Raw genomic sequence first — 17,299 nt, forward strand, 5'->3', positions numbered from 1 at the left:
TCACCTCCCGATCAGCGAGATCGTGACGCCGGTGAAGCTGGGGTTTGTTCCGGTGACGACCCAGCGGACACGGCCCTTGCCGGTGAGGATGTAGCCGCCCGAGCCCGGCCCCAAGCTGGCGAATGTGAAGTTCGGGCCCGAGGTGATCGCGGTGAGGGTCTGGGTGGTGAGCCAGTAACCGGCCGCGTCCTGCACGTCGTAGTACACGGTGATCGACGGGGTCGTTCCGGTCGCGCCGGTCACGAAAACGGACAGGATCCCGTTGGCGACGCTGGTGGTGTCCAGTACGCCGCTGTCCCCGGACGCGGTGATGGTCTGGGAGGCCGGGGCGTACACGGTGACCGGGTCGGCGGGCAGGGCGGTTACGAGGGGCGCGCGAGCCATGACGACTCCTATCCGGTCAGGTGAACCAGCTGGCGAAGTGGGCGAGGCTGACATCCGCGGCGTAGCAGCAGCGGCAGTTGGGGTGGAGGGGCATGCGAGGCTGGTCGCCGACCCGCCACGGGCTTCCGGTTTCGGCGTCGATACAGGAGCCGCAGACCCTGCCGTCCCCGGCGGTGATGATGTCGATCAGTTGGACGCCCTCGGACTGGTAGAGCGCGAGGGCGCCCTCGTCTGCCGCGGTGGTCATCGCCCAGTCGACGGTGAATGCGACGGCGTCGCTGTCGCCGGTGAGGATGTCGGCGGCGGCGTCGATGAGTTCGTCGCGGCTGAGGCCGTCTTCCATGCCGGATGCCAGGGTGCGGCCTAGGTCGTCGGCGACACCGTCGACCATGCGGCCGAGCCAGCCGCCCGCGTCGCCCCACAGTTCGTCGAGGCGCTCCATTGCCGCGTAGGCGTCGGTGAAGGCGATGTTCCAGTCGAGCCCGATCCTGTTGGCTCGCTCGGCTGCGATGGCAACGGCGTTGACCATGCCTTCGGCCCGTCCGGCGGCAATCGCATTACGCAGTGCGATTCGTACCGTCGTGAAGCCGGCCAGGTCGGCGAGGACGGCGAGCATCGCCTTCGCCGCGGCGAGGGCTGCGGCCCGAATGCCGCTGCGGTCAGGGCCGTCGGCTTCGTGGACGCCGAGCTGCCAGCGCAGCCGGTCGACCATGGCGGCGATGCCGTCGCGGGCAACCAGGTCGCGCCACAGGGCATTGACGCTGGCGGTGTGCCGGTCCTGTTGCTCCTGGCGCCTCTGGAAAAGCAGTGCCCACATACCTTCGAGTTTGCCGAGGTCGATGGTCGCCTTGAGGATGTCCGGGTCGTCGGTCGCTTCGGTCGCTAGGTGTACCGCGGTCTCGCAGGCGACCTGTACGCGGCGGGTCATTGGGCCGCCAGACAGCGCCCAGCCTGCCGCGAACGCTTCGCGGGCTACGGCATCCATGGGATGCGCGAGCGGGCTGTCGATGCGGTCGAGGCCGTGGACGGCCGAGAGCGCGGTGAACTCGATCGGTTGGGCGTCGAGTCGGTCGAGCGGGGCCGGCTCGTCGAGGTTGAGGTAGATCAGGGAGCAGTGGGCGGTGAACCCGTGCCCCCGCGGGATCTCAATGCCGCGTTCGTGCAGGGCGTCGAGGGTGTCGCGGCGGAGGTCTTCGAGGTCCGGGGAGTCGACGAGGGCGACGAGGACGTCCTTGTCGCCGCCGGTGAAACGGGCCAGTCCCGCGAGTTGAGCGGTGAACGGTCGCCGGGCGGCGAGTTCAGCTACCGCGTCCCGCAGGACGTCCCCGTCGACGTGGTCAGCGTCACCGAGGTAGGCGACTGTGACGTGCAGTTCCTCAGCTGGGAGTCCGCCCTCGACCGCGAGTTGCTGCGCGAGTGCGGGCGGCGGATAGAGGGCGATCATGCAGCCGTCGGAGAAGTTCGGGGACGCCACGGTCACCCCCGGTCGACGTCTCGGTACTCGATGACCGATTCACGTACCTGGTCTTCGTCGGAGTCGCCGGAATCCCACCACTCAACGGCCCGCCACACCTTGGCGAGTGTCTGCGATGCGGCCTCTGCCTGATCAAGGAGCGATAGGACGCGGCGGGTGGCTTCGGCGGCGTCCTGCGCGAAGTCGAGCTCGCCGAGACGCTCCGCCATTTCCTCAAGGTCGCCACGCTGCCGCTCCAGACCTCGGGTGTGGAGGAATAGATAGTTGTAGCTGCCGCCGCTCATCCGACCCTCTTCTTGATCAACGCCGCGACGTCTTTGGCTCGCAGCGGATGGTTCGGCGGGTCGGGAGGCTGGACCGGTCCGGGGTCAGGCGGCGTGCTCATCGACACCTCCCGGTAGTGCGGCCAGGGCTTCCTGTAGGCGGGCCCGGTAGAGGAGGCGCCGGGACTCGGCCGTCGGCGGGGCTCCACCGTCCGGCTCGTCGGGCGGCCCGACGCCGGGTGGCGCCTTCCCGGCGAACGGCGCCAGTTGGGTTGGCACCCCAGCCTTGTCGGGCTTCTCCACCGTGACGGGCTCCCCCTCCTCGGGATCGCCGGGCTCCAAGGAGGTGCCGCGGAGTTTGTTCGCGATGCTGGCCTTGGAGGCTGCGTCCATGTCGGCCCAGCGCACCAGGTTGGTGCGGTCGACGAGGACCGGCTGGTCGCCGCCTTGGACGGGGGGTTCGTTGATGTCGGCGCGGTAGCGGTCGAGGGTCCAGGAGCCGTTGCGGAGCCGCATGTCGCGAATGTCTTCGACGGTCTTGGAGTCCCGCATGTCGATGTCGCTGAACTTGAGCTTCCAGCCCTCGACGCCGAAGCCGAGCCGCGCGAGGTGGAAGTTGAGGGCTTCGAGGACGAGTTCAGCGATCGGCTGCACGGTGTTGACCATGAAGGTGCGGTCCTGGGATTCGCCGGTGCCGCCGCCCAGGTTCCCGGACTCGATGATCCCGACCTTCGCCGGGGGCACCCCATAGGCGGCGATGATCTCGTCGCGCTTCTGCTCCAGGTACTTCAGGTAGTCCATCGTGCGGGACTGCGCCAGCTCGTGGACTACTGCGCCGCCCTTGGTGGAGATCGGCACGCCGATGTTGCGTGGGCCGATGTTGCGCTGCATGTGCTGCGCTACCCACTTGTTGATCTCGCTTGGCGAATGCGACGACGGAAAGTCCACGTGCAGAACCGGCGGCGCACCCTTGCGAAAGATCTCCTTCGACGTAGCCGATGCGAACAACCACGACGTGATCGGCAGCATCGCGGCCTGCGTCGGCGACACCCCGAACACCCCGGAGCGGGGCGAGTCCAGGCTGATGTGGATGACCTCGCGCGGCTCGAACACGGCACGCTGGCCCAACTCTGTCTGCTGCACGTAGCTGGTGATCGTGCCGTGCTCGTCGGCGATCGGCAGCATCGACGGGCAGTCCAGCGAATACAGGGCGACGGGCTGGTTCGCCAGCCACACGACCTCGATGAACGCATCCCCGAAAACCAGCAGGTCGGTGATGACGCCGCGCAGGATCTGGCGGATGTTCTCACGCGGGTTGCAGTAGGCGAGCATCCGCTCCAGGAGGAGGACTTCCTGCGGTTTGTCGGGCTGCTCCTGGTCGCCTTCGCCGTCGTCGTTCGTCCAGTCGGTGACGAGTCCGCCCGCAGTGACGGTGCGGGCGATGGCGTTGACGGAGGCCCACGACCAGGGGCAGGCGAGGTAGGCGTCGTACAGCTGGCTGAGCGAAGTGCGGCGGTCCGTCTGGGTGGCCGCCCCCAGGCCCTGGTTGGACTCAGTGAGCCCGCCGGGGCCGACCCCGTACTCGTAGCCCGCGCGCTCGGGGAGTTTCGCTGGGGCGGTCTCCAGCACCTCTACGCCGCTGCCGGTGACGCTCTGCCACCAGGTCTTGAGGCTCATGGGACTTGCACCGTCCCCCCGGGCCGTGGACCCTCGTCGTCGCCCTCAAGCCACCAGGCGCTCGTGTCGTCGGGCGGTCGGTAGGCGACGGTCGGGCCCAGCGTCGCTACCGGCTCCGCGGCGATGGGTGTGTTCGCCTCTTCAAGGAGCACGAACTCGGGGCCAGTGCCGAGATTGGCTAGGGCGTAGCGGAGCGCATCTGCTCCATGATCATCCGAGGTGGTGTCGGCGTCCTCGGGATCCCCCTTGGTGGCGTGCGGCAAGTCGGACAGTTCCCGGTACAGCTCAGTGACCGTCGTGAACAGGTGCAGCATCGGACAGGTCTCCCAGCCGAGCGCCCGGTGGTGCGGGCAGGCCGGGCCCTCGCCCAGGTAGCTGCGGACACGCTGCCAGCCGGTAACCCTAGAGCCGGCGCCTTTGCCTGCGGGGCTCAGGTGAACGCCGTTGTCGGCATACACGGAGGCGATCGCCTTGGCGTCACCGCGGGTGGCCCACATGGCGTCGTCTGCGTACCGGACAGCAACGTGCTCGCCGGGGCTTTCGGCGGCGAGAATACGGCGGGCTTGCTCGGCTTCGCCGACCTGCCGTTGGTACAGCTCACGGTAGACCCAGACCCGGCCGTCCTCGTCGACCGCGGCCCACAGGACGGCCCAAGGGGCGGCGAAGCCCCAGTCGATGCCGTTGTAGCGCCGCCAGGTCGCCGGGAGTTCGATCGGTTCGATGACGTGGCGGTCCCGCTTGAGCTCGGGGAACATCATGCCCGCGAACACGTCCCAGTCTCCGTCCAGGAAGGCGGCTCGCAACTTCTCCGGGAGCGCTTTGAGGTCGGCAGCGTACTCGGGGTTGACGTGCGGATTGTCGGCGAGCTTCGACGGGATGAAGCGCACCGTCCGGCCCCGATCGTCGGTGACGACGGACTTCCCGTAGTTGGTGGGCTGGATGTAGCGGACCTTGACTGCGCCGTGGCCCGGGCCGCCGGGGTTGGTGCCGGAGCGGATCCCGATCACGGGAATGTCGGCGCGCCCGGAGCGGAGGCGGCTTTCGAGGAACGAGCAGACGTCGGGCGGGGCGAGGGTGCGCTCGTCGAAGATGAGCAGCTGGTACTGGCCGCCCTGGCGGCGGCTTGCGTCCTTCACGGATTCGGCGTACCGGAACATCATCAGCGACCCGTTGGGGAAGCGGAGTTCGTACTCGGTGCCGTTCCATGAGGCGCCGAGGGCCGTGGCATAGCTGTAGTTGGCCAGCTCGGCGAGCAGCGATTCCTTGAGCTCGCCGTAGGTACGCCGGAACGCACCGACACGGATGCCGGGGTAGCGGACGCAGGCCCGAATCCCCTCAGTGATCAGCGAAACGGTCTTGCCGCCGCCCGCCGAACCTCCGAAAAGCACGTCGAACTCGGTGGCGTCGTGGAACTCCTGCTGCCTCGGCGTCGGGACGTAGCCGAGTTTCCCGAATACGTCGATGTGGCGAAGCCGGTCGGCCTCGCGCCGCTGCACCTCAGCCTGAAGTTCCTTCAGTTCCTGCAGGCGCTTCAGCTTCAGCGTCAGAAGCGGCGAGCTGCTCGTTGAGGTCGGCGATGGCGGCTTCGATGGCATCGATCGTCATCACCTCCAGGCGCTGGGGCGCGTCCAGGCCTCGCAGCTTCGCGATGCGGTCGAGGATTTTGACGAGGCGGTCGATGGCCGCGAGGACCGGCCCGTCGTCTTCGAGGGGCTCCCCGGTTTCCGGGTGCTCGACGATCCGGCCGCTGTTGATGACGTAGTGCCGGGTCCGCAGGATCTTGTGGGCTTCCTCGGCGAGGAAGTCCAACTCGATCAGCTGCTCCTCCCGGTACACCTCTACGCTCGCATGCTGCTCGGCGATGCTTTCTTCCAGCGCCCGGTGAAAATCCCTGGAGGCGGCGTTGGCGTTGGCGTAGCCAAGCTCCTCGTAGAACTGGCTGTACGGGACCTTCCGGCGCCGGTACTCCACAAGCTTCGCCCGGCGGACAGCCATAGCGGCGCGTTCACCACGGTTGACGGCCATGACGCCTCCTCTCAGCCCCAGCCGGGCGGCAGTTGCTGCGGCTCAGGTTCGGGCTCGGGCTCAGGTGCCGGCTCGGGGGTGCAGGTGCAGGGCGGCGCCGTGCAGGCCTTCGTGTGGATGAGGGACGCGGCGTCGAGGGTGATGGCGTGGTCGAGGCAGCCGTAGATGGTCCGCGTGACCTCATCGGCTGTCGGTAGGGGACCGAAGTCCGGCGGGGGCTTCTGCTGGTCGGCGAGCTCGGTGAGTTCGTCGCGGCGCCCCTGTACGAGCGCCAGGTAGTCGGCGAACTCGGCGTCGGTGAGGCGGCGTTGCCAGTGGACGCAGGCCGGGGCGCCGCACGTGGTGCAGGCGGGGCCGGCCGGCTGGTCGGGGACGGGGGTGGGTCCGTCAGGCTGCTCGGTCATCGCATCTCCCGTCCCTGTTGATTGAGGTCATTCGTAGCGCTCGGAAGTTGGGGTGTCCCGCTGCCCGGTTGTGAGCCCAGGAGGGGGCAGCGGGACGTCGAGGCCGCACCCGGGGGGATGGATTGGCGGCCCCGAGACTGGGGAGCTAGCGCCAGCCCATGCTCGCGACGCTGACCGTGCCGTCCGCGGCGCGCTGGAAGACGGGCTCAATGCTCGTCGCTCCGGTCGGGGCGTCCGGGATGTCGAGCGTCAGCACGGTGCGGCCGGGGTGCTGGTCCGGCTTCCGGCCGAGCTCTTCCGCGTGCAGGAGGTCGAGCATCTGCACCATGTCGGCTTCGTGTAGCAGCTCGGTGGTGATCAGCATCGTCACGGTAGACACGGCGCCTCCAGTGCTCAGGCCGCGACAGGGCCGTACACTCGGCGGGCTCGCTCGCGGGTGGCCTTCTCGGCACGGATCACGTCGATCGCCCGGAACAGCGGCCGACCCTGGCGGTCTGCCAGCGGTCGGCCGGCACAGTCGAGGGCCTGCGTCAGGACGCCGCGGTACTTCCAGTTCCTGACCACGTGCGGGGACACTGCGGCTGCCTCTGCCGCTTCGGCGACGGTCCACAGTTGGGCCCGCAGGTCTGCTGTCAGATCGACCACGGCGACGTCCTCCCTGATCTTCCCGCATACGACGAAAGGCCCCGACGATGCGTGATCGTGGAGGCCTTGAGCATGTGCGGGCATGCTGCGCGTAGCGCCAGGATCATGCATGATGCCGACAAAATCAAGCCACGGCCTTCAATGCCTTGGTCAGGGTCTTCATGTAGGCGTTGTACTCCGGGGTCGTGAACACGCGTTGGCAGTCAGGGTCGCGGCACTCGATGTAGGGCAGGTCGTTGACGAGCCGCAGGTCAGTGGACTGCACGAGGTAGGGGCCCTTGCAGTGCGGGCACGGTCCAAGGCGTTGGACTTCGCGCTGTGGGTGATCCTTGATGAACCGCTGGGCTGCCGCGTGCCAGCCGCGTATCTGGCCGGCGGGGTTGTTGTTGGCCCGGTCGTGCGGCTCCGAGGCGGCCGGATGTTGCTGCATCATCCAGTCGAGATGAGCCTCAAGCACCTGCACGCCGACGGTGATTCGGGGCCCAACAGGTCCGGTCGGATTGAACGCGGCTCCGATTCCTCGGAGGTGGAGGACGTCGGCTTCGAGCTCCTCCATCTCGCCGAGGAGCGTCTCGATGAGAACGAGCGGCGCCTGCCCGGGGAATGAGGCGTCGGCGCCGGCGCTGGAGCGGATCGCTGCGGTCATGGGGGCGCGGCTTCCGTTGGTCGCCTCAAGGTGAACAGCGGCTAGGAGAGTGGGCAGTTCGGCGAGCTGCCACCGGGCGCGTTCAACGCAGCTGTCGCACTGGACGGGCTGGCCCCACGCGGGGGTGATGTGGTGTTCGGTACCAGACTCGGCTGCGACTTCTTCGGCACGGCGCCAGGCCGTGTTGCAGGGCCCGGGGCAGATGGTGGCGGTGTGCATGGTGCGGCTCCTCGACAGGCGTGGTGCAGAGGTGCGGTGATACGCACAGTGTGCACGGTCACGCTGACTAGCCGAGATTGCCCGGGCGGTCGAGATGCGCGGCACTGGGGTCCTGTCTGACGATCTCGATCGTGCCGTCGGCCTTCTGGAACGGGAACGAGTAGGCGTCGTGACGCTCCCAGACGGCACGGAACAGGTCCATTTCGCGGCGGGGCGTGCCCGGCGGGAAGGTGATGACCGCGTGCGCCATGGCGCCGCTGAATTGGTTGAGGCCAACGAGGGCAGCGGCGAGCGTTCCGGGCTTCGGCTCGATGCCGAACAGCTCGAACTCCAGGACGGCGATCCGAACCAGATCTGCCCGGGGCGCTGGGGGCTTCCGCCACGGCCACTTCATGACACCTCCCCACTCCAGCCCCAGGATTCGGCGAGGAGGCGGATCGTTCGGCACGGGCAAGTGTCGCCGCTCCACGTCTCAGGCCAGGACCCTCGGTCGCTAAGGCATGTGGTGCACTCGTCGGGCCATCCGGGAACGGGCTGGTGCAATTCGAGTAGCTTGCGGTCAGCGGCGATCCGACGCAGTACGGCGGCGGGACTGTTACAGATTATGTGGGCCTGTTGCTCCTCGGACGGTGAGCCCTCGTCGTACACGACGGGCTCGTCCTCGGAGTCGTAGATCGCCACCGTGTCAGACGGATGCGCCTGCCTGCGCCACTCGTCACCGCCCGCCGCTTCCGCGTCGCGTTCGGCTGCGGCCATGGTCTTCCGCAGCCAGAGGAGCATGCGGTCCGTCTCCGTCACGGCCGCTCCTCTCCGTACAGCGCGGCGAGGATTCGCCGGACTGGGATCGCGTCATCCTCTCGGTACTGGCGGGCGACTTTCCGGACCCGGGCCAGCGTCTCTTCGGTGTCCCGCATGCGCGCAAGTTCCGGCGTAAATGCCTTGCGGAGGATTCCGGCAATCGTGCGGCGATCAGACGGGGAGTCCACTGGCAGACGGGCGCGCTCGGCCCATGTCAGGTCGGCGAGTACCGCTTCGATGCGGTCGCGGGTGGCTCGGTTGCTGGTTGGCAGCATGTGCGGGAAGTCGCTCATGCGGCCAGTATGCGTCGGTCCGTCAACCTAGGTTTCGTCACTCTCGGGTTCGCCTTCGTCGTCGCGGTCGTAGGCGTCGAGCCAGTAACGCTCGTCAGCCTGGGCGGCTTCTGCGACCGTCTCTTCCCAGGGCGTGGTCTAGGCGGCCTCCGCGGTGACCACGGCGACCAAGTGCCGGGTGCCCTTGTAGCTGTGCAGCCCGGCGTACAGGGCCGGGTCGTCGGGGGCGTACAGGTAGACGTGGATCCAGCGGCCGGTGGTGCGGTGCTGAACCCAGGCGCGGGGCGCGCTCACACCCTGGGCGGCGCGGTACGCCTTGGCGACGTGCCGGCCGAACCAGGCCTGCTGACCGTCGGGGAGGTCGCCGCCGCCGTGCTTGATGAGGAAGTCGCCGGTGCGGATGAGCTGGCCGCTGGCGACGAGGGCGGCGATGTCGCCGTTGAGGGTCGCGTAGCCGACGGGCCGGGCGATTCGGAGCGCGGCGGCGATGCTGCGACAGATCGAGCGAAGTCTACGGATCATCGGGTCCCCCTTAGAAACCTTGTGGCCACACAGTAGTGAATAACTGTGTAGCTACACAAGCGATTCACTGAAAACCGTGTGGGAACATGGCTTCATGGCCGCCAAAGAAACCGACCACACCTTCACCACCCGCTTCCGCATCCCCCGCCGCATGTGGGACGCCTACGGAACTGCCGCCGAACGGCAAGGCACAGACCGCAGCACCGACCTCGTCGACCACGTCCGCGCCTACGTTGCTGAGCACGGCAACGAGGAGGAGCTGTCCGAGCTGGCTGCCGCGGAAGAGGAACTCGCCGCTCGCCGAGCACGCAAAGGCGGCCGTCCAAGAAAGGAGAACGCCAAGTGACCGAGGCTCTGGTGCAGTTCATCCGCGACCGGCTCGACGAGGACGCATCCCGTGCCTCGAACTGGCACGACCTGGAGTGCGAGATCCATACGCACCTCGGCACAGGACTTGTCGCGGCAGTGGCCGCGTCGCGCATGTTTGCCGACGCGCCCGGCGCAGTCTGCGACTGCGGAGGTCCGGCCCGCGTCCTAGCCGACGTCGAAGCTAAGCGGCTCCTGCTCGCAGAGCACCTGCCCTCGCCATACCCCATGGCGAACTCCTCGAAGGCGTACTGCGACTGTCAGGCGCAGGACGGAGTGGTCTACGAAACGTACCCATGTCTCACCGCCCGCCTCCTAGCCCTCCCTTACGCCGACCACTCGGACTACCGCGAGGAATGGCGACCGGTGACCGGCTAGCCCCGAATACGACAGCGGCCCCGGCCGGTGAAGGCGCGGGGCCGCAGTGCTAGTTGGGTCAGTTCCCTTCCGGCCGGGCCATCGCCCGGCACTTCTCGGCATGCGCCTGGGCCCAAGCGTGGGCCGCCTCGTCCGCGGTCTGCGGGTCGCGTACTTGCCACTCCGCGCCGAAGCTCCCACGGTGGAGCCCATAGTGCGAGAAGGTGGCGTCGCTCGCACACCCTGCGCAGACCACCTGAGTCAGTGGGCGATCTTCCTGCGCTCCGTTGGGGAACCGATGCGGCTCCGATACGACCGAGAGATCCACCGTGGTCCGGTCGTCGACTGCACCGGCGACGGTGACGTAGCGGGCGATGACGCCCTCGGGCCAGGCGGTCTGGGATGCGGTGGTCATGGCGGGTCTCCTAGTTCGGGTAGGCGGGGCCGTCGTACTCGACGGCGTAGATCCGGGCTTCGGGGTGCTCCTGCTGGGTGCGCAGTACGTCGGTGACGATGCAGTCGATGCTGTTCGTCGAGTTGAAGGACAGCAGCCGGCCGGTGCGGTGGTCGTACAGCCGGTAGTGGATGTCGGTGTACGTCCTGCGGCGGTCGGGGAGCTGCTTGCTGTTCCAGATGTCGGCCATGGTCGTTTCTCCTACTGCTGGTTGGTGGTCTTGGCCCACAGGCCGCTGGTACGGGTCTGGACGTTGCGCTGGTCCTGGTAAACGTCGCCGTTGTAGTGGTGGTGGATCTCGGCAGGCGCCGCCTCGACGACTTCCTTGGCTCCCCGGAGCAGCCGGACGACGGCAAGGATCGGTACGGCCAGTGCGGCGGGTGCGGCGCAGATCCAGCCGATGACCGTCGGGTCGGCCTGCCCCGAGGCGAGCAGTAGCCCGATCGCGATCAGCCCCGGCGGGACCGTCGCCACGCTGCAGAACAGCGCGGTCCGGCCGATGTCCGTTGAGCGCTGCGACATCGGCGGGATCCCCGGCTGAGGCACGGCCGGTGCGGTGCCGATCTGCGGTCCGTCCGCCCACGACGGCACGGTGGGGTCGCTGGTGCGGGCGAAAGCCTGCCATTCGGCAGTGAGGGCCTCGTCGATGGCCGTGGCGAGCTTTCGAACCTCGGCCCGGTCGGTGGGGTCAGGCATGGCGGGTCTCCTTCCGGGCCGTCTGGCGCGGGCTACTTCGAGGACACGGAGTTGACGGTCGTCGTGGCGACCTGGACGCCGTTACCGAGCGCCCCCTGGACCTTGGCGACGGCGCCGCTGCCCCAGGGGGTGGCGACGAGGAGGATCCAGAACAGGCTGACGGCCAGGACTTCCCGCTTCTTGTGGTGCTTCTTCCTGACGAGCCAGATGCCGAGCCCGATGCAGACGAGCACGAACAGGCCGGTGACGGTGAGGTTCACGGTGTGATCCCTTTCTGTGAGGTGGATTGGTCAGGCGTCGATCGGTTGGGCGGTGTGCCAGTCACGGTTGCGTTGGGTGAGCTTGCCGAGGCGTTCCAGGCGCGCGGTGGCGTTCGCGACGTTGGCGGGCTTCAGGTCGGTGACCTCGGCGATCTGCTTGTTTCGTCGGGCTCCCCCGTCGACCGCATGCCAGACGAGCTGGGAGCGGGTGGGCGGGACCAGGTCGTCGAGGTCGTCGTCCTCGACCTCTACGACCGCCGGGACGACCGGAGCGGGCTTCAGGTCGACGACGGTCTTGTTCTTGCCGGTCTTCTCCTGCTCCGTGGCGACGAGTTCGCGAAGGAAGGCGTCCTCGTCGGCGGCGTCGAGGTGCCGGTACTCATCGCGGCGCAGGTAGGCGACGCCGGCCGCTTCGGCTTCCGAGTCGGTGAGGGTGATGCGAGGCAGCTGGCGGAACACCTTGACCGCGTTGTGGTGGTACATGACGCGGGACTGGGTGTACTGGGCTGAGCCATCGGCGATGTAGCACAGACCCCCGGTACCGGCCCCGTTCGGGAACTTCTCGGGGATCGGCTCCAGGCGGAACTCCGGGGTACGCGAGCCCAGCGACATGCTGTCCACGTCGGCGCGCGCCGTGCGGAACAGGGCGATGTTGCCGGACTGGAACATGTCCCGGACCGCGTTGGCGTCCGCGTTCGAGCCGATGGCATCCAGGTTGGGGAGCTGCACGTGGGCGCGCGCACCGATGCCAGCGGCACGGGTCTGGCGTCCCAGGTGAGAGGCGCCCTTCAGGACAGCAGCGGAGTTCGGGTCCCGACTGCCCTCCTTGGCCATCTCGTTGAACTCGTCGAACGTGACGGACATGGGCGCGAACGGCTCGCCCGGCACGAAGAAGCTTCGGCCGGTCTCCAGGTCCCCGTCGGCGTCCCTCCACTGCATGCGCATCTGCACGGCGAATCGGTGCTTTCCTACGTCTGAGGCGCCCTGCGCCAACAGGGCAAATCCCAATGGGGATTTGACCAGCCAGTCCAGGTCGTCGGTCCACGAGGCGTAGCCGACGCCGCCTTTGCCGTCGGCCACCCAGGAGACGAATCCGTTGACGGCTTGGGCGATCAGCAGGGCCTCTTCCAGGGAGGTTTTGCCTGCCCCGGTGGTGCCGGAATCGAAGGAGTGGACAGCCGACATGCCCGGGGTTCCGGACAGGCCGAACTTTCCCGCGTTGGGGATCATCAGGCGCCAGCGGGCGGGGCGGCCGTAGATGTCCACACCGACCGACACGTACCCGTCGGCGTCCATGCGGAGTGCGTCCAGATCCAGAGGGACGCCGTCCTGGAGAGGGTTCGACGACATCTCGTTGACCTCGATGCGCCGGGCATCCATGGCTCGTAGGTGCAGCCGCGAGACGGCTTCCTCGCCCGGCATGTCGAGTGCCTGGGCAATCGTGCGGGCCTGTACGGCCGTGACGGGGGTGCCTTTGCGGGGCAGCAGGAGCGTGAACTTGCGGCCGGTGTCGGTCTCCTCGACGCCGTGCAGCTCGCTGCCTTCATATGGGTTGTACTCCTGCCAGATGTCCGGCAGTTCATCTCCTGCCCGGGCGACGAGGGGCTTGAGCCGAACTGTGAGCTTGGCCCTGTTCGCGGCCATATCGTCGGGCCGGTAGACGTTGACAGCCCGCGGCGGCACCTCGAAGGCGATCGAAACGGAGTCCTCGTCGACAGCCAATGCGGCCTTCGCCGTCGAGGACACGATCACAGCTGTCAGCTTGTCGTCATCCAGGGAGAGACTGGCCAGCTTGGAGCCGGGCAGCGGGCCGCGGTCGCAGGCGATCCACTCCGCCCAGCGAGCCAGGTACCAGTCGACTCCCTGCGGAGCGTCCGTCTTGGCAGCTGCCGCCGGCTCCGGGCGACGCCACATCCGGGAACCCCAGGCCGCGCCCGCAGACGCAACCGTGAGGTGCGCCCACCAAGGCAGCTCGACGAAACCAGCGGCCGGGATCGCAGTGAGCGGACCGGCCCGCAGCGCCATCTCCGTGAACGAATAGGTACGCCACCAGCCGCTCCCCCAGTTCGGCAGCCGTTGCGCCCAGGCCTTGCGGAGGAACGCGCAGCGGGCACGGTGGGCTTCTGCCGTCGCCGCGCGCACAAGGGCGGCACGGTCGTCGTGCTGACGCCAGCCGTCGGCGATCCCGATGACCGGCACGAGCAGCCCGTTACTGCCGACGGCCGGGCTGTACGAGTTGTCGACAGTGAGGCGGTTGCGCATGCGGCGGACCTTGCGCCGGTAGCCGCGGCTGCTGCTGCGGCATAGCCACTCCCACGGCTCGCCCTGGCCGGGCAGCCACCGCCACGGCCCCGGGTGCATGCCGAGCGCGGTCCAGCCCGCGGCCACCCCGGTGGCCCCGATGGTGGTCAGGAGCAGTGGGTCGCCGGTGAGATAGCCGGAGGCGACGCCCAGCCCGGCCCCGACGTACAGGCCAGGATTGTGGAGCTGGTCGATGCGGCCACGCAGGCCACCCTGGGCCGGTTGCGGCGTCTGGTTGGTGAGTTCGGGCTTGGCTAGGGTCGGCGTTGCCATCCGGTCTGCTCCAAGTCTGCGGTGGTGAAGGGCGGGGCCGGGCGAGGGCTCCGCCCTTCGTGACGTCGCGCCTACCGGCGCGCGATGAACTCGCGGTCGGCCATCTGCACGCTGTGGGTGCGGTTGGCATCGGCCATGCGCCCGTGCTGGGCCCGTGTCTCGGCATCCAGCCCCTGCGCCACGGTGGTCAGGGAGTCGGAGGCGGACACGATCTGGCCGACGTTGGCGGCCATCGCGTTCGAGAGAGTCGCGATCTCCATGTAGGCGGAGGTCGTCGGCTCGTCGACGTCCAGCTTGGTCATGGCTTCGGACAGATACCGTGCCGAGTCGGCCCGGTCCTGGAAGCGGGACTGGAGACGCTCGACCGCGCGCCGCGTGGTGGCGGCCCGGATGCCGTAGGCGCCGGCCCGCGCGAGGACGGCGGCATAGGTGACGATCGCGCCGACGCTCTTGCCTTCGCTCATGGTCAGGCCGCCTTCGTCTCGTAGGTTTCGGTGTGCGCGGAGGTGTCCTCGGCGTCGACCGCATCGGAGATGTACACGTCCCGGTCGGCGACGGTCTCCATGTCCTTGGCGATGTCGGCGTAGACGCCCTGTCCGGCTTCGAGGAGGGCCTTGGCCTTCACGACGGTCTCGGCCTGGGCAACCGTGTTCGACTTCAGTTCGTCGATCTGGCTGTTGATGACCTGGTACTGCTCTTTGCCGCGGGCGATCCAGCCGATGACCTTGGGCCCGAAGCCGACGGCTTCCATGGCCGCGATCAGCGTGTCGCCGCGGCCGATCTCCCGTTCGCACCGCTTGCCGATGCGGCCGTACACGGCCACGTCGTCGTCGCACATCAGGGAGAGTTCGTCGCTCTCGTCCATCACGGACTCGTAGGTGACTTCTGCCGCCATGCGGCCAACTCCTTCTCCGGCATCCGCCGGCTGCTGATCGGTTATGGGCTGCGGTTCGGCCGGCGCGGGAGCTTCGGCGGGAACCGTGGGGGTGGGCTTCGCCGCCGGGACGGTGGGCGTCTCGGGTTCTGCCGCAACTGGCGGTTCCGCGACGGCCGCTACCGGCTCCGGCGTGACCGGTGTTGGCGCGTCGCCGGTGGGCGCGGGTTCGGGCTTCTTGAGCGACACAGGCTTCTTGTTGCTGTCGACAGTTGCCGTCGGCGGTTCTGTCGGCATCGCCGGTACTGCGGGCGGGTGAGCTGGCGGCAGCGGCACGAGCACCGGCGTCGGATCGGGATGGCCCTTGGCGCGGCGGCGCTTGCGGTACTCGCGGACGGCCCCCTTGCCGGTGTCCTCCGCCCAGGCCACGCCGCGCGCAGCCCAGCGGCCGGCGTGACGGCCGACCGGGGTCGCTACCCGCTCGATCGGACTGTGGCTCCGGTACCCGGACCGGAGTGCCTCCGGCAGCGTGAGCACCTGAGCACCGGCCGGGGCCGACGCTCCCTTGGCCAGCGGAACGCCGGTCGAGCCACTGTCGGACGCCTCTACCCCGTGCCTGTTGGCGATCCGCTGCACGGCTTTCTCGTGCCTGGTGGACTCGCGCAGGATGTCGCGCTGCGCCGGCGACAGCCCCATTTTTGACTGCTCGCTCTGCGCGCCGGCCGTGTGCACAAGCCACGCGCAGGCTGCGATGAGCAGGAGTTCCATCGGTTCCCTCCTTACGTTGTGTGTCCGGGGCGGGTGAACGCCGGAGTTGTGCGCGCACGTGCGCGCGTAGCACGCCGGGAGTTCACTTGTCTCGGAGGTGAATGAACGAGTGAACGATCACGTGGTGTAGCGGTCGGTGATGGGCTGGAGAGCCTCGGCGACCTCGGCCCACATGCGGTTGGCGATCACCGGGTCGAGGCCGCGCGAGATGCTGCGCAGCCGGTCCACCCGGCGGATCGCACCCGCCTTCGGCGAACGCCGATCCAGCCGCTTGATCTCCTTCGGCCAATACGTAGAACCGCTCACAGTCGTTGATCTCCCTTCATGGGTGTCGAGTTGGTTGCGGCATGCCGGGCCTGCTCACTGGGTCTGCGAACGTTCCGCTCACCGGGTCACTCACCGGCTTGGCCTGCGGTTTTGGGTGCTGGACTGCATCCGGCAGTCTCAGCGAGGACCAGACCGAGGGGCTGGGCCTCACTGGGGGTGCCGGTTGGCGGCCTACGTGGTGGTGACGCCGGCTTCGCGGGTCTCGATCTCGCCCCAGACGCGCCGGACGCGCTCCTCGCGGGCGGTGAAGCCGGCGGCCCGGAACTCGGTCTGGGCTTGCCGGTAGGAACGGGGCGGCTCCATGCCGTACCGGAGCCACCGAAGAACGACCGCGAGCTGCTCGTCAGTGAGGCGTGCGCCCGGCTGCGGGGTGTCGACGCCTTCAATCGCAGCAAGGTCTTCCAGGCTCATGGGGTCCTCGACAGGGGCTTGGTCACGGGGTGCGCCGGTGTCCGTTTCGTCCACGGTCACAGGCGGAATGGTCACGGCCTCGATTTCCGGGCTGGCCTGTGTGACCACACCGTGACCACCCAGTTCGGCCGGGGTGTCTCCCGCCGGCGTGACCATCGGCTGGGTCACGGCCAGCGCGAAGTCCCTACCGGCGAAGGCGAGGGCCTTCATGCCGTGCTTCTTCTCCGACTCAACGAGGCGCTTCTCGGCCTTCGACCTCGCCTTGTTGATCTCGGCCTGAGCCTTCGTCAACGTGTCGGCGCGGGCGATCTGCCGCTGCATCTCGGCGAGATGCCCCGCCGTCTCGGTGACCACATCCGTGGTCGCCCCGGACTGGAGATGCCGCGCCTCCGCAGAAGCCAGCGCACGGGCATTCCGGTCAGCAGCGGACTGCTCGGCAATCGCGGCCGCCGTACCGGCGTCGGCCAGGACGTTGCCCGCGAACAGGCGCAGCCCCATGAACGCGGCGGCAGCAACCGGGACGAAAGCGAACACCTTGGCGTGGCCGAGGAGCAGCAGGATCGTCGCCGACACTCCGACCGCAACAGCCGATAGGCCGAGCATCACCACCATGCCGACGGTCGACCGCTGTCGGATCGCGATCTCCGACATGCGCAGCGAGCCGATCCACAGGGCATCGAAGACGATCGCGATCGCCCAGGCGACGGCCGTACCGAGCTTGCCGTGCAGACCGACCATCTCGCCGAGCTGGCCGCCCACCGTAATGGCGACCAGCGCCAGCGACGCGGCGGTCAGCAGCTTCTCGATAAGCGCGAACACATCCACGCGACGAACGAACTCGCGGGTGGCGACGTTCATGAGG

At 68.4% G+C, this 17,299-nt stretch carries 25 protein-coding genes; 2 read left to right on the plus strand and 23 right to left on the minus strand.

The features are described 5' to 3' along the window. The 14 genes from IE267_RS23970 to IE267_RS24035 all read right to left on the minus strand — a co-directional run bounded on the left by IE267_RS23970 (nt 1) and on the right by IE267_RS24035 (nt 9,350). On the minus strand, nt 1–384 hold the full coding sequence (locus tag IE267_RS23970) for a hypothetical protein (RefSeq protein ID WP_189764637.1): 384 nt from the start codon (nt 382–384) through the stop codon (nt 1–3). Between the two features lie 16 nt (nt 385–400). Then, nucleotides 401–1,858, minus strand: a complete 1,458-nt coding sequence (locus IE267_RS23975; protein ID WP_189764638.1) for a 2'-5' RNA ligase family protein — start codon at nt 1,856–1,858, stop codon at nt 401–403. 2 nt (nt 1,859–1,860) lie between these two features. Further along, nucleotides 1,861–2,142 carry a hypothetical protein gene (locus IE267_RS23980; RefSeq protein WP_189764639.1) on the minus strand — a complete coding sequence of 94 codons (282 nt, stop codon included), beginning with the start codon at nt 2,140–2,142 and terminating at the stop codon, nt 1,861–1,863. 84 nt (nt 2,143–2,226) lie between these two features. Further along, entirely contained in the window at nt 2,227–3,798 is a 1,572-nt protein-coding gene (locus tag IE267_RS23985; RefSeq protein ID WP_189764640.1) for a phage portal protein, read from the minus strand. Then, nucleotides 3,795–5,393: a terminase large subunit domain-containing protein gene (locus IE267_RS23990; RefSeq protein ID WP_189764641.1), complete on the minus strand. Its 1,599-nt coding sequence runs from the start codon at nt 5,391–5,393 to the stop codon at nt 3,795–3,797. The genes IE267_RS23985 and IE267_RS23990 overlap by 4 nt, the downstream gene beginning before the upstream one ends. Continuing rightward, nucleotides 5,296–5,823 (minus strand): hypothetical protein, encoded by a 528-nt coding sequence (locus tag IE267_RS23995; protein ID WP_189764642.1) that lies wholly within the window; start codon nt 5,821–5,823, stop codon nt 5,296–5,298. Before IE267_RS23995 ends, IE267_RS23990 begins: the two co-directional genes overlap by 98 nt. Before the next feature lie 11 nt (nt 5,824–5,834). Then, on the minus strand, nt 5,835–6,227 hold the full coding sequence (locus IE267_RS24000; protein WP_189764643.1) for a hypothetical protein: 393 nt from the start codon (nt 6,225–6,227) through the stop codon (nt 5,835–5,837). Between the two features lie 145 nt (nt 6,228–6,372). Continuing rightward, on the minus strand, nt 6,373–6,606 hold the full coding sequence (locus IE267_RS24005) for a hypothetical protein (RefSeq protein WP_189764644.1): 234 nt from the start codon (nt 6,604–6,606) through the stop codon (nt 6,373–6,375). Between the two features lie 14 nt (nt 6,607–6,620). Next, the gene (locus tag IE267_RS24010) at nt 6,621–6,872 is read right to left on the minus strand and encodes a MerR family transcriptional regulator (RefSeq protein ID WP_189764645.1); all 252 of its coding nucleotides are present in this window, start codon (nt 6,870–6,872) and stop codon (nt 6,621–6,623) included. Between the two features lie 124 nt (nt 6,873–6,996). Then, nucleotides 6,997–7,737: a hypothetical protein gene (locus IE267_RS24015; RefSeq protein ID WP_189764646.1), complete on the minus strand. Its 741-nt coding sequence runs from the start codon at nt 7,735–7,737 to the stop codon at nt 6,997–6,999. Between the two features lie 67 nt (nt 7,738–7,804). Further along, nucleotides 7,805–8,131, minus strand: coding sequence for a hypothetical protein (locus IE267_RS24020; RefSeq protein ID WP_189764647.1), 327 nt, complete (start codon nt 8,129–8,131; stop codon nt 7,805–7,807). Continuing rightward, nucleotides 8,128–8,535, minus strand: a complete 408-nt coding sequence (locus IE267_RS24025; protein ID WP_189764648.1) for a DUF6221 family protein — start codon at nt 8,533–8,535, stop codon at nt 8,128–8,130. Before IE267_RS24025 ends, IE267_RS24020 begins: the two co-directional genes overlap by 4 nt. Further along, entirely contained in the window at nt 8,532–8,828 is a 297-nt protein-coding gene (locus IE267_RS24030) for a hypothetical protein (protein ID WP_189764649.1), read from the minus strand. Before IE267_RS24030 ends, IE267_RS24025 begins: the two co-directional genes overlap by 4 nt. Before the next feature lie 138 nt (nt 8,829–8,966). Further along, a complete protein-coding gene (locus IE267_RS24035) occupies nt 8,967–9,350 on the minus strand; it encodes a hypothetical protein (RefSeq protein WP_189764650.1) in 384 nt (127 codons plus the stop codon). Nucleotides 9,351–9,444: 94 nt separating this feature from the next. Between IE267_RS24035 and IE267_RS24040 the strand changes: the two genes are divergently transcribed. Both IE267_RS24040 and IE267_RS24045 read left to right on the plus strand, forming a co-directional pair. Continuing rightward, nucleotides 9,445–9,696, plus strand: coding sequence for a hypothetical protein (locus IE267_RS24040; protein ID WP_189764651.1), 252 nt, complete (start codon nt 9,445–9,447; stop codon nt 9,694–9,696). Further along, nucleotides 9,693–10,094, plus strand: a complete 402-nt coding sequence (locus tag IE267_RS24045; RefSeq protein WP_189764652.1) for a DUF6221 family protein — start codon at nt 9,693–9,695, stop codon at nt 10,092–10,094. The genes IE267_RS24040 and IE267_RS24045 overlap by 4 nt, the downstream gene beginning before the upstream one ends. Nucleotides 10,095–10,152: 58 nt before the next feature. On the opposite strand, the gene IE267_RS24050 is transcribed toward IE267_RS24045, so the two are convergent. The 9 genes from IE267_RS24050 to IE267_RS24090 all read right to left on the minus strand — a co-directional run bounded on the left by IE267_RS24050 (nt 10,153) and on the right by IE267_RS24090 (nt 17,295). Beyond that, complete coding sequence (locus tag IE267_RS24050; protein ID WP_189764653.1) at nt 10,153–10,488, minus strand: hypothetical protein; 336 nt, start codon at nt 10,486–10,488, stop codon at nt 10,153–10,155. 10 nt (nt 10,489–10,498) lie between these two features. Continuing rightward, the gene (locus tag IE267_RS24055; RefSeq protein ID WP_189764654.1) at nt 10,499–10,717 is read right to left on the minus strand and encodes a hypothetical protein; all 219 of its coding nucleotides are present in this window, start codon (nt 10,715–10,717) and stop codon (nt 10,499–10,501) included. A gap of 11 nt (nt 10,718–10,728) precedes the next feature. After that, on the minus strand, nt 10,729–11,223 hold the full coding sequence (locus IE267_RS24060) for a hypothetical protein (RefSeq protein ID WP_189764655.1): 495 nt from the start codon (nt 11,221–11,223) through the stop codon (nt 10,729–10,731). 32 nt (nt 11,224–11,255) lie between these two features. Then, nucleotides 11,256–11,483 carry a hypothetical protein gene (locus IE267_RS24065; RefSeq protein ID WP_189764656.1) on the minus strand — a complete coding sequence of 76 codons (228 nt, stop codon included), beginning with the start codon at nt 11,481–11,483 and terminating at the stop codon, nt 11,256–11,258. Between the two features lie 30 nt (nt 11,484–11,513). Further along, on the minus strand, nt 11,514–14,057 hold the full coding sequence (locus IE267_RS24070; RefSeq protein ID WP_189764657.1) for a hypothetical protein: 2,544 nt from the start codon (nt 14,055–14,057) through the stop codon (nt 11,514–11,516). Nucleotides 14,058–14,128: 71 nt separating this feature from the next. Beyond that, entirely contained in the window at nt 14,129–14,521 is a 393-nt protein-coding gene (locus IE267_RS24075) for a hypothetical protein (protein WP_189764658.1), read from the minus strand. Nucleotides 14,522–14,523: 2 nt separating this feature from the next. Beyond that, entirely contained in the window at nt 14,524–15,699 is a 1,176-nt protein-coding gene (locus IE267_RS24080; protein ID WP_189764659.1) for a hypothetical protein, read from the minus strand. 117 nt (nt 15,700–15,816) lie between these two features. After that, nucleotides 15,817–16,005 (minus strand): hypothetical protein, encoded by a 189-nt coding sequence (locus IE267_RS24085; RefSeq protein WP_189764660.1) that lies wholly within the window; start codon nt 16,003–16,005, stop codon nt 15,817–15,819. A gap of 192 nt (nt 16,006–16,197) precedes the next feature. Next, nucleotides 16,198–17,295: a hypothetical protein gene (locus IE267_RS24090; RefSeq protein ID WP_189764661.1), complete on the minus strand. Its 1,098-nt coding sequence runs from the start codon at nt 17,293–17,295 to the stop codon at nt 16,198–16,200. Nucleotides 17,296–17,299 lie beyond the last annotated feature (4 nt).

The sequence above is a fragment of the Streptomyces xanthochromogenes genome (genome assembly GCF_014650455.1).
GTDB classification, from domain to species: Bacteria; Actinomycetota; Actinomycetes; order Streptomycetales; family Streptomycetaceae; genus Streptomyces; species Streptomyces xanthochromogenes.

Excerpts from the sequence above, each read along its gene's own strand:
- IE267_RS23970 (WP_189764637.1), bottom strand. The coding sequence starts at position 384 with ATGGCTCGCGCGCCCCTCGTAACCGCCCTGCCCGCCGACCCGGTCACC.
- IE267_RS23980 (WP_189764639.1), bottom strand. The coding sequence starts at position 2,142 with ATGAGCGGCGGCAGCTACAACTATCTATTCCTCCACACCCGAGGTCTG.
- IE267_RS23985 (WP_189764640.1), bottom strand. The coding sequence starts at position 3,798 with ATGAGCCTCAAGACCTGGTGGCAGAGCGTCACCGGCAGCGGCGTAGAG.
- IE267_RS23990 (WP_189764641.1), bottom strand. The coding sequence starts at position 5,393 with ATGCCATCGAAGCCGCCATCGCCGACCTCAACGAGCAGCTCGCCGCTT.
- IE267_RS23995 (WP_189764642.1), bottom strand. The coding sequence starts at position 5,823 with ATGGCCGTCAACCGTGGTGAACGCGCCGCTATGGCTGTCCGCCGGGCG.
- IE267_RS24000 (WP_189764643.1), bottom strand. The coding sequence starts at position 6,227 with ATGACCGAGCAGCCTGACGGACCCACCCCCGTCCCCGACCAGCCGGCC.
- IE267_RS24015 (WP_189764646.1), bottom strand. The coding sequence starts at position 7,737 with ATGCACACCGCCACCATCTGCCCCGGGCCCTGCAACACGGCCTGGCGC.
- IE267_RS24020 (WP_189764647.1), bottom strand. The coding sequence starts at position 8,131 with ATGAAGTGGCCGTGGCGGAAGCCCCCAGCGCCCCGGGCAGATCTGGTT.
- IE267_RS24030 (WP_189764649.1), bottom strand. The coding sequence starts at position 8,828 with ATGAGCGACTTCCCGCACATGCTGCCAACCAGCAACCGAGCCACCCGC.
- IE267_RS24035 (WP_189764650.1), bottom strand. The coding sequence starts at position 9,350 with ATGATCCGTAGACTTCGCTCGATCTGTCGCAGCATCGCCGCCGCGCTC.
- IE267_RS24040 (WP_189764651.1), top strand. The coding sequence starts at position 9,445 with ATGGCCGCCAAAGAAACCGACCACACCTTCACCACCCGCTTCCGCATC.
- IE267_RS24050 (WP_189764653.1), bottom strand. The coding sequence starts at position 10,488 with ATGACCACCGCATCCCAGACCGCCTGGCCCGAGGGCGTCATCGCCCGC.
- IE267_RS24055 (WP_189764654.1), bottom strand. The coding sequence starts at position 10,717 with ATGGCCGACATCTGGAACAGCAAGCAGCTCCCCGACCGCCGCAGGACG.
- IE267_RS24060 (WP_189764655.1), bottom strand. The coding sequence starts at position 11,223 with ATGCCTGACCCCACCGACCGGGCCGAGGTTCGAAAGCTCGCCACGGCC.
- IE267_RS24070 (WP_189764657.1), bottom strand. The coding sequence starts at position 14,057 with ATGGCAACGCCGACCCTAGCCAAGCCCGAACTCACCAACCAGACGCCG.
- IE267_RS24075 (WP_189764658.1), bottom strand. The coding sequence starts at position 14,521 with ATGAGCGAAGGCAAGAGCGTCGGCGCGATCGTCACCTATGCCGCCGTC.
- IE267_RS24080 (WP_189764659.1), bottom strand. The coding sequence starts at position 15,699 with ATGGAACTCCTGCTCATCGCAGCCTGCGCGTGGCTTGTGCACACGGCC.
- IE267_RS24090 (WP_189764661.1), bottom strand. The coding sequence starts at position 17,295 with ATGAACGTCGCCACCCGCGAGTTCGTTCGTCGCGTGGATGTGTTCGCG.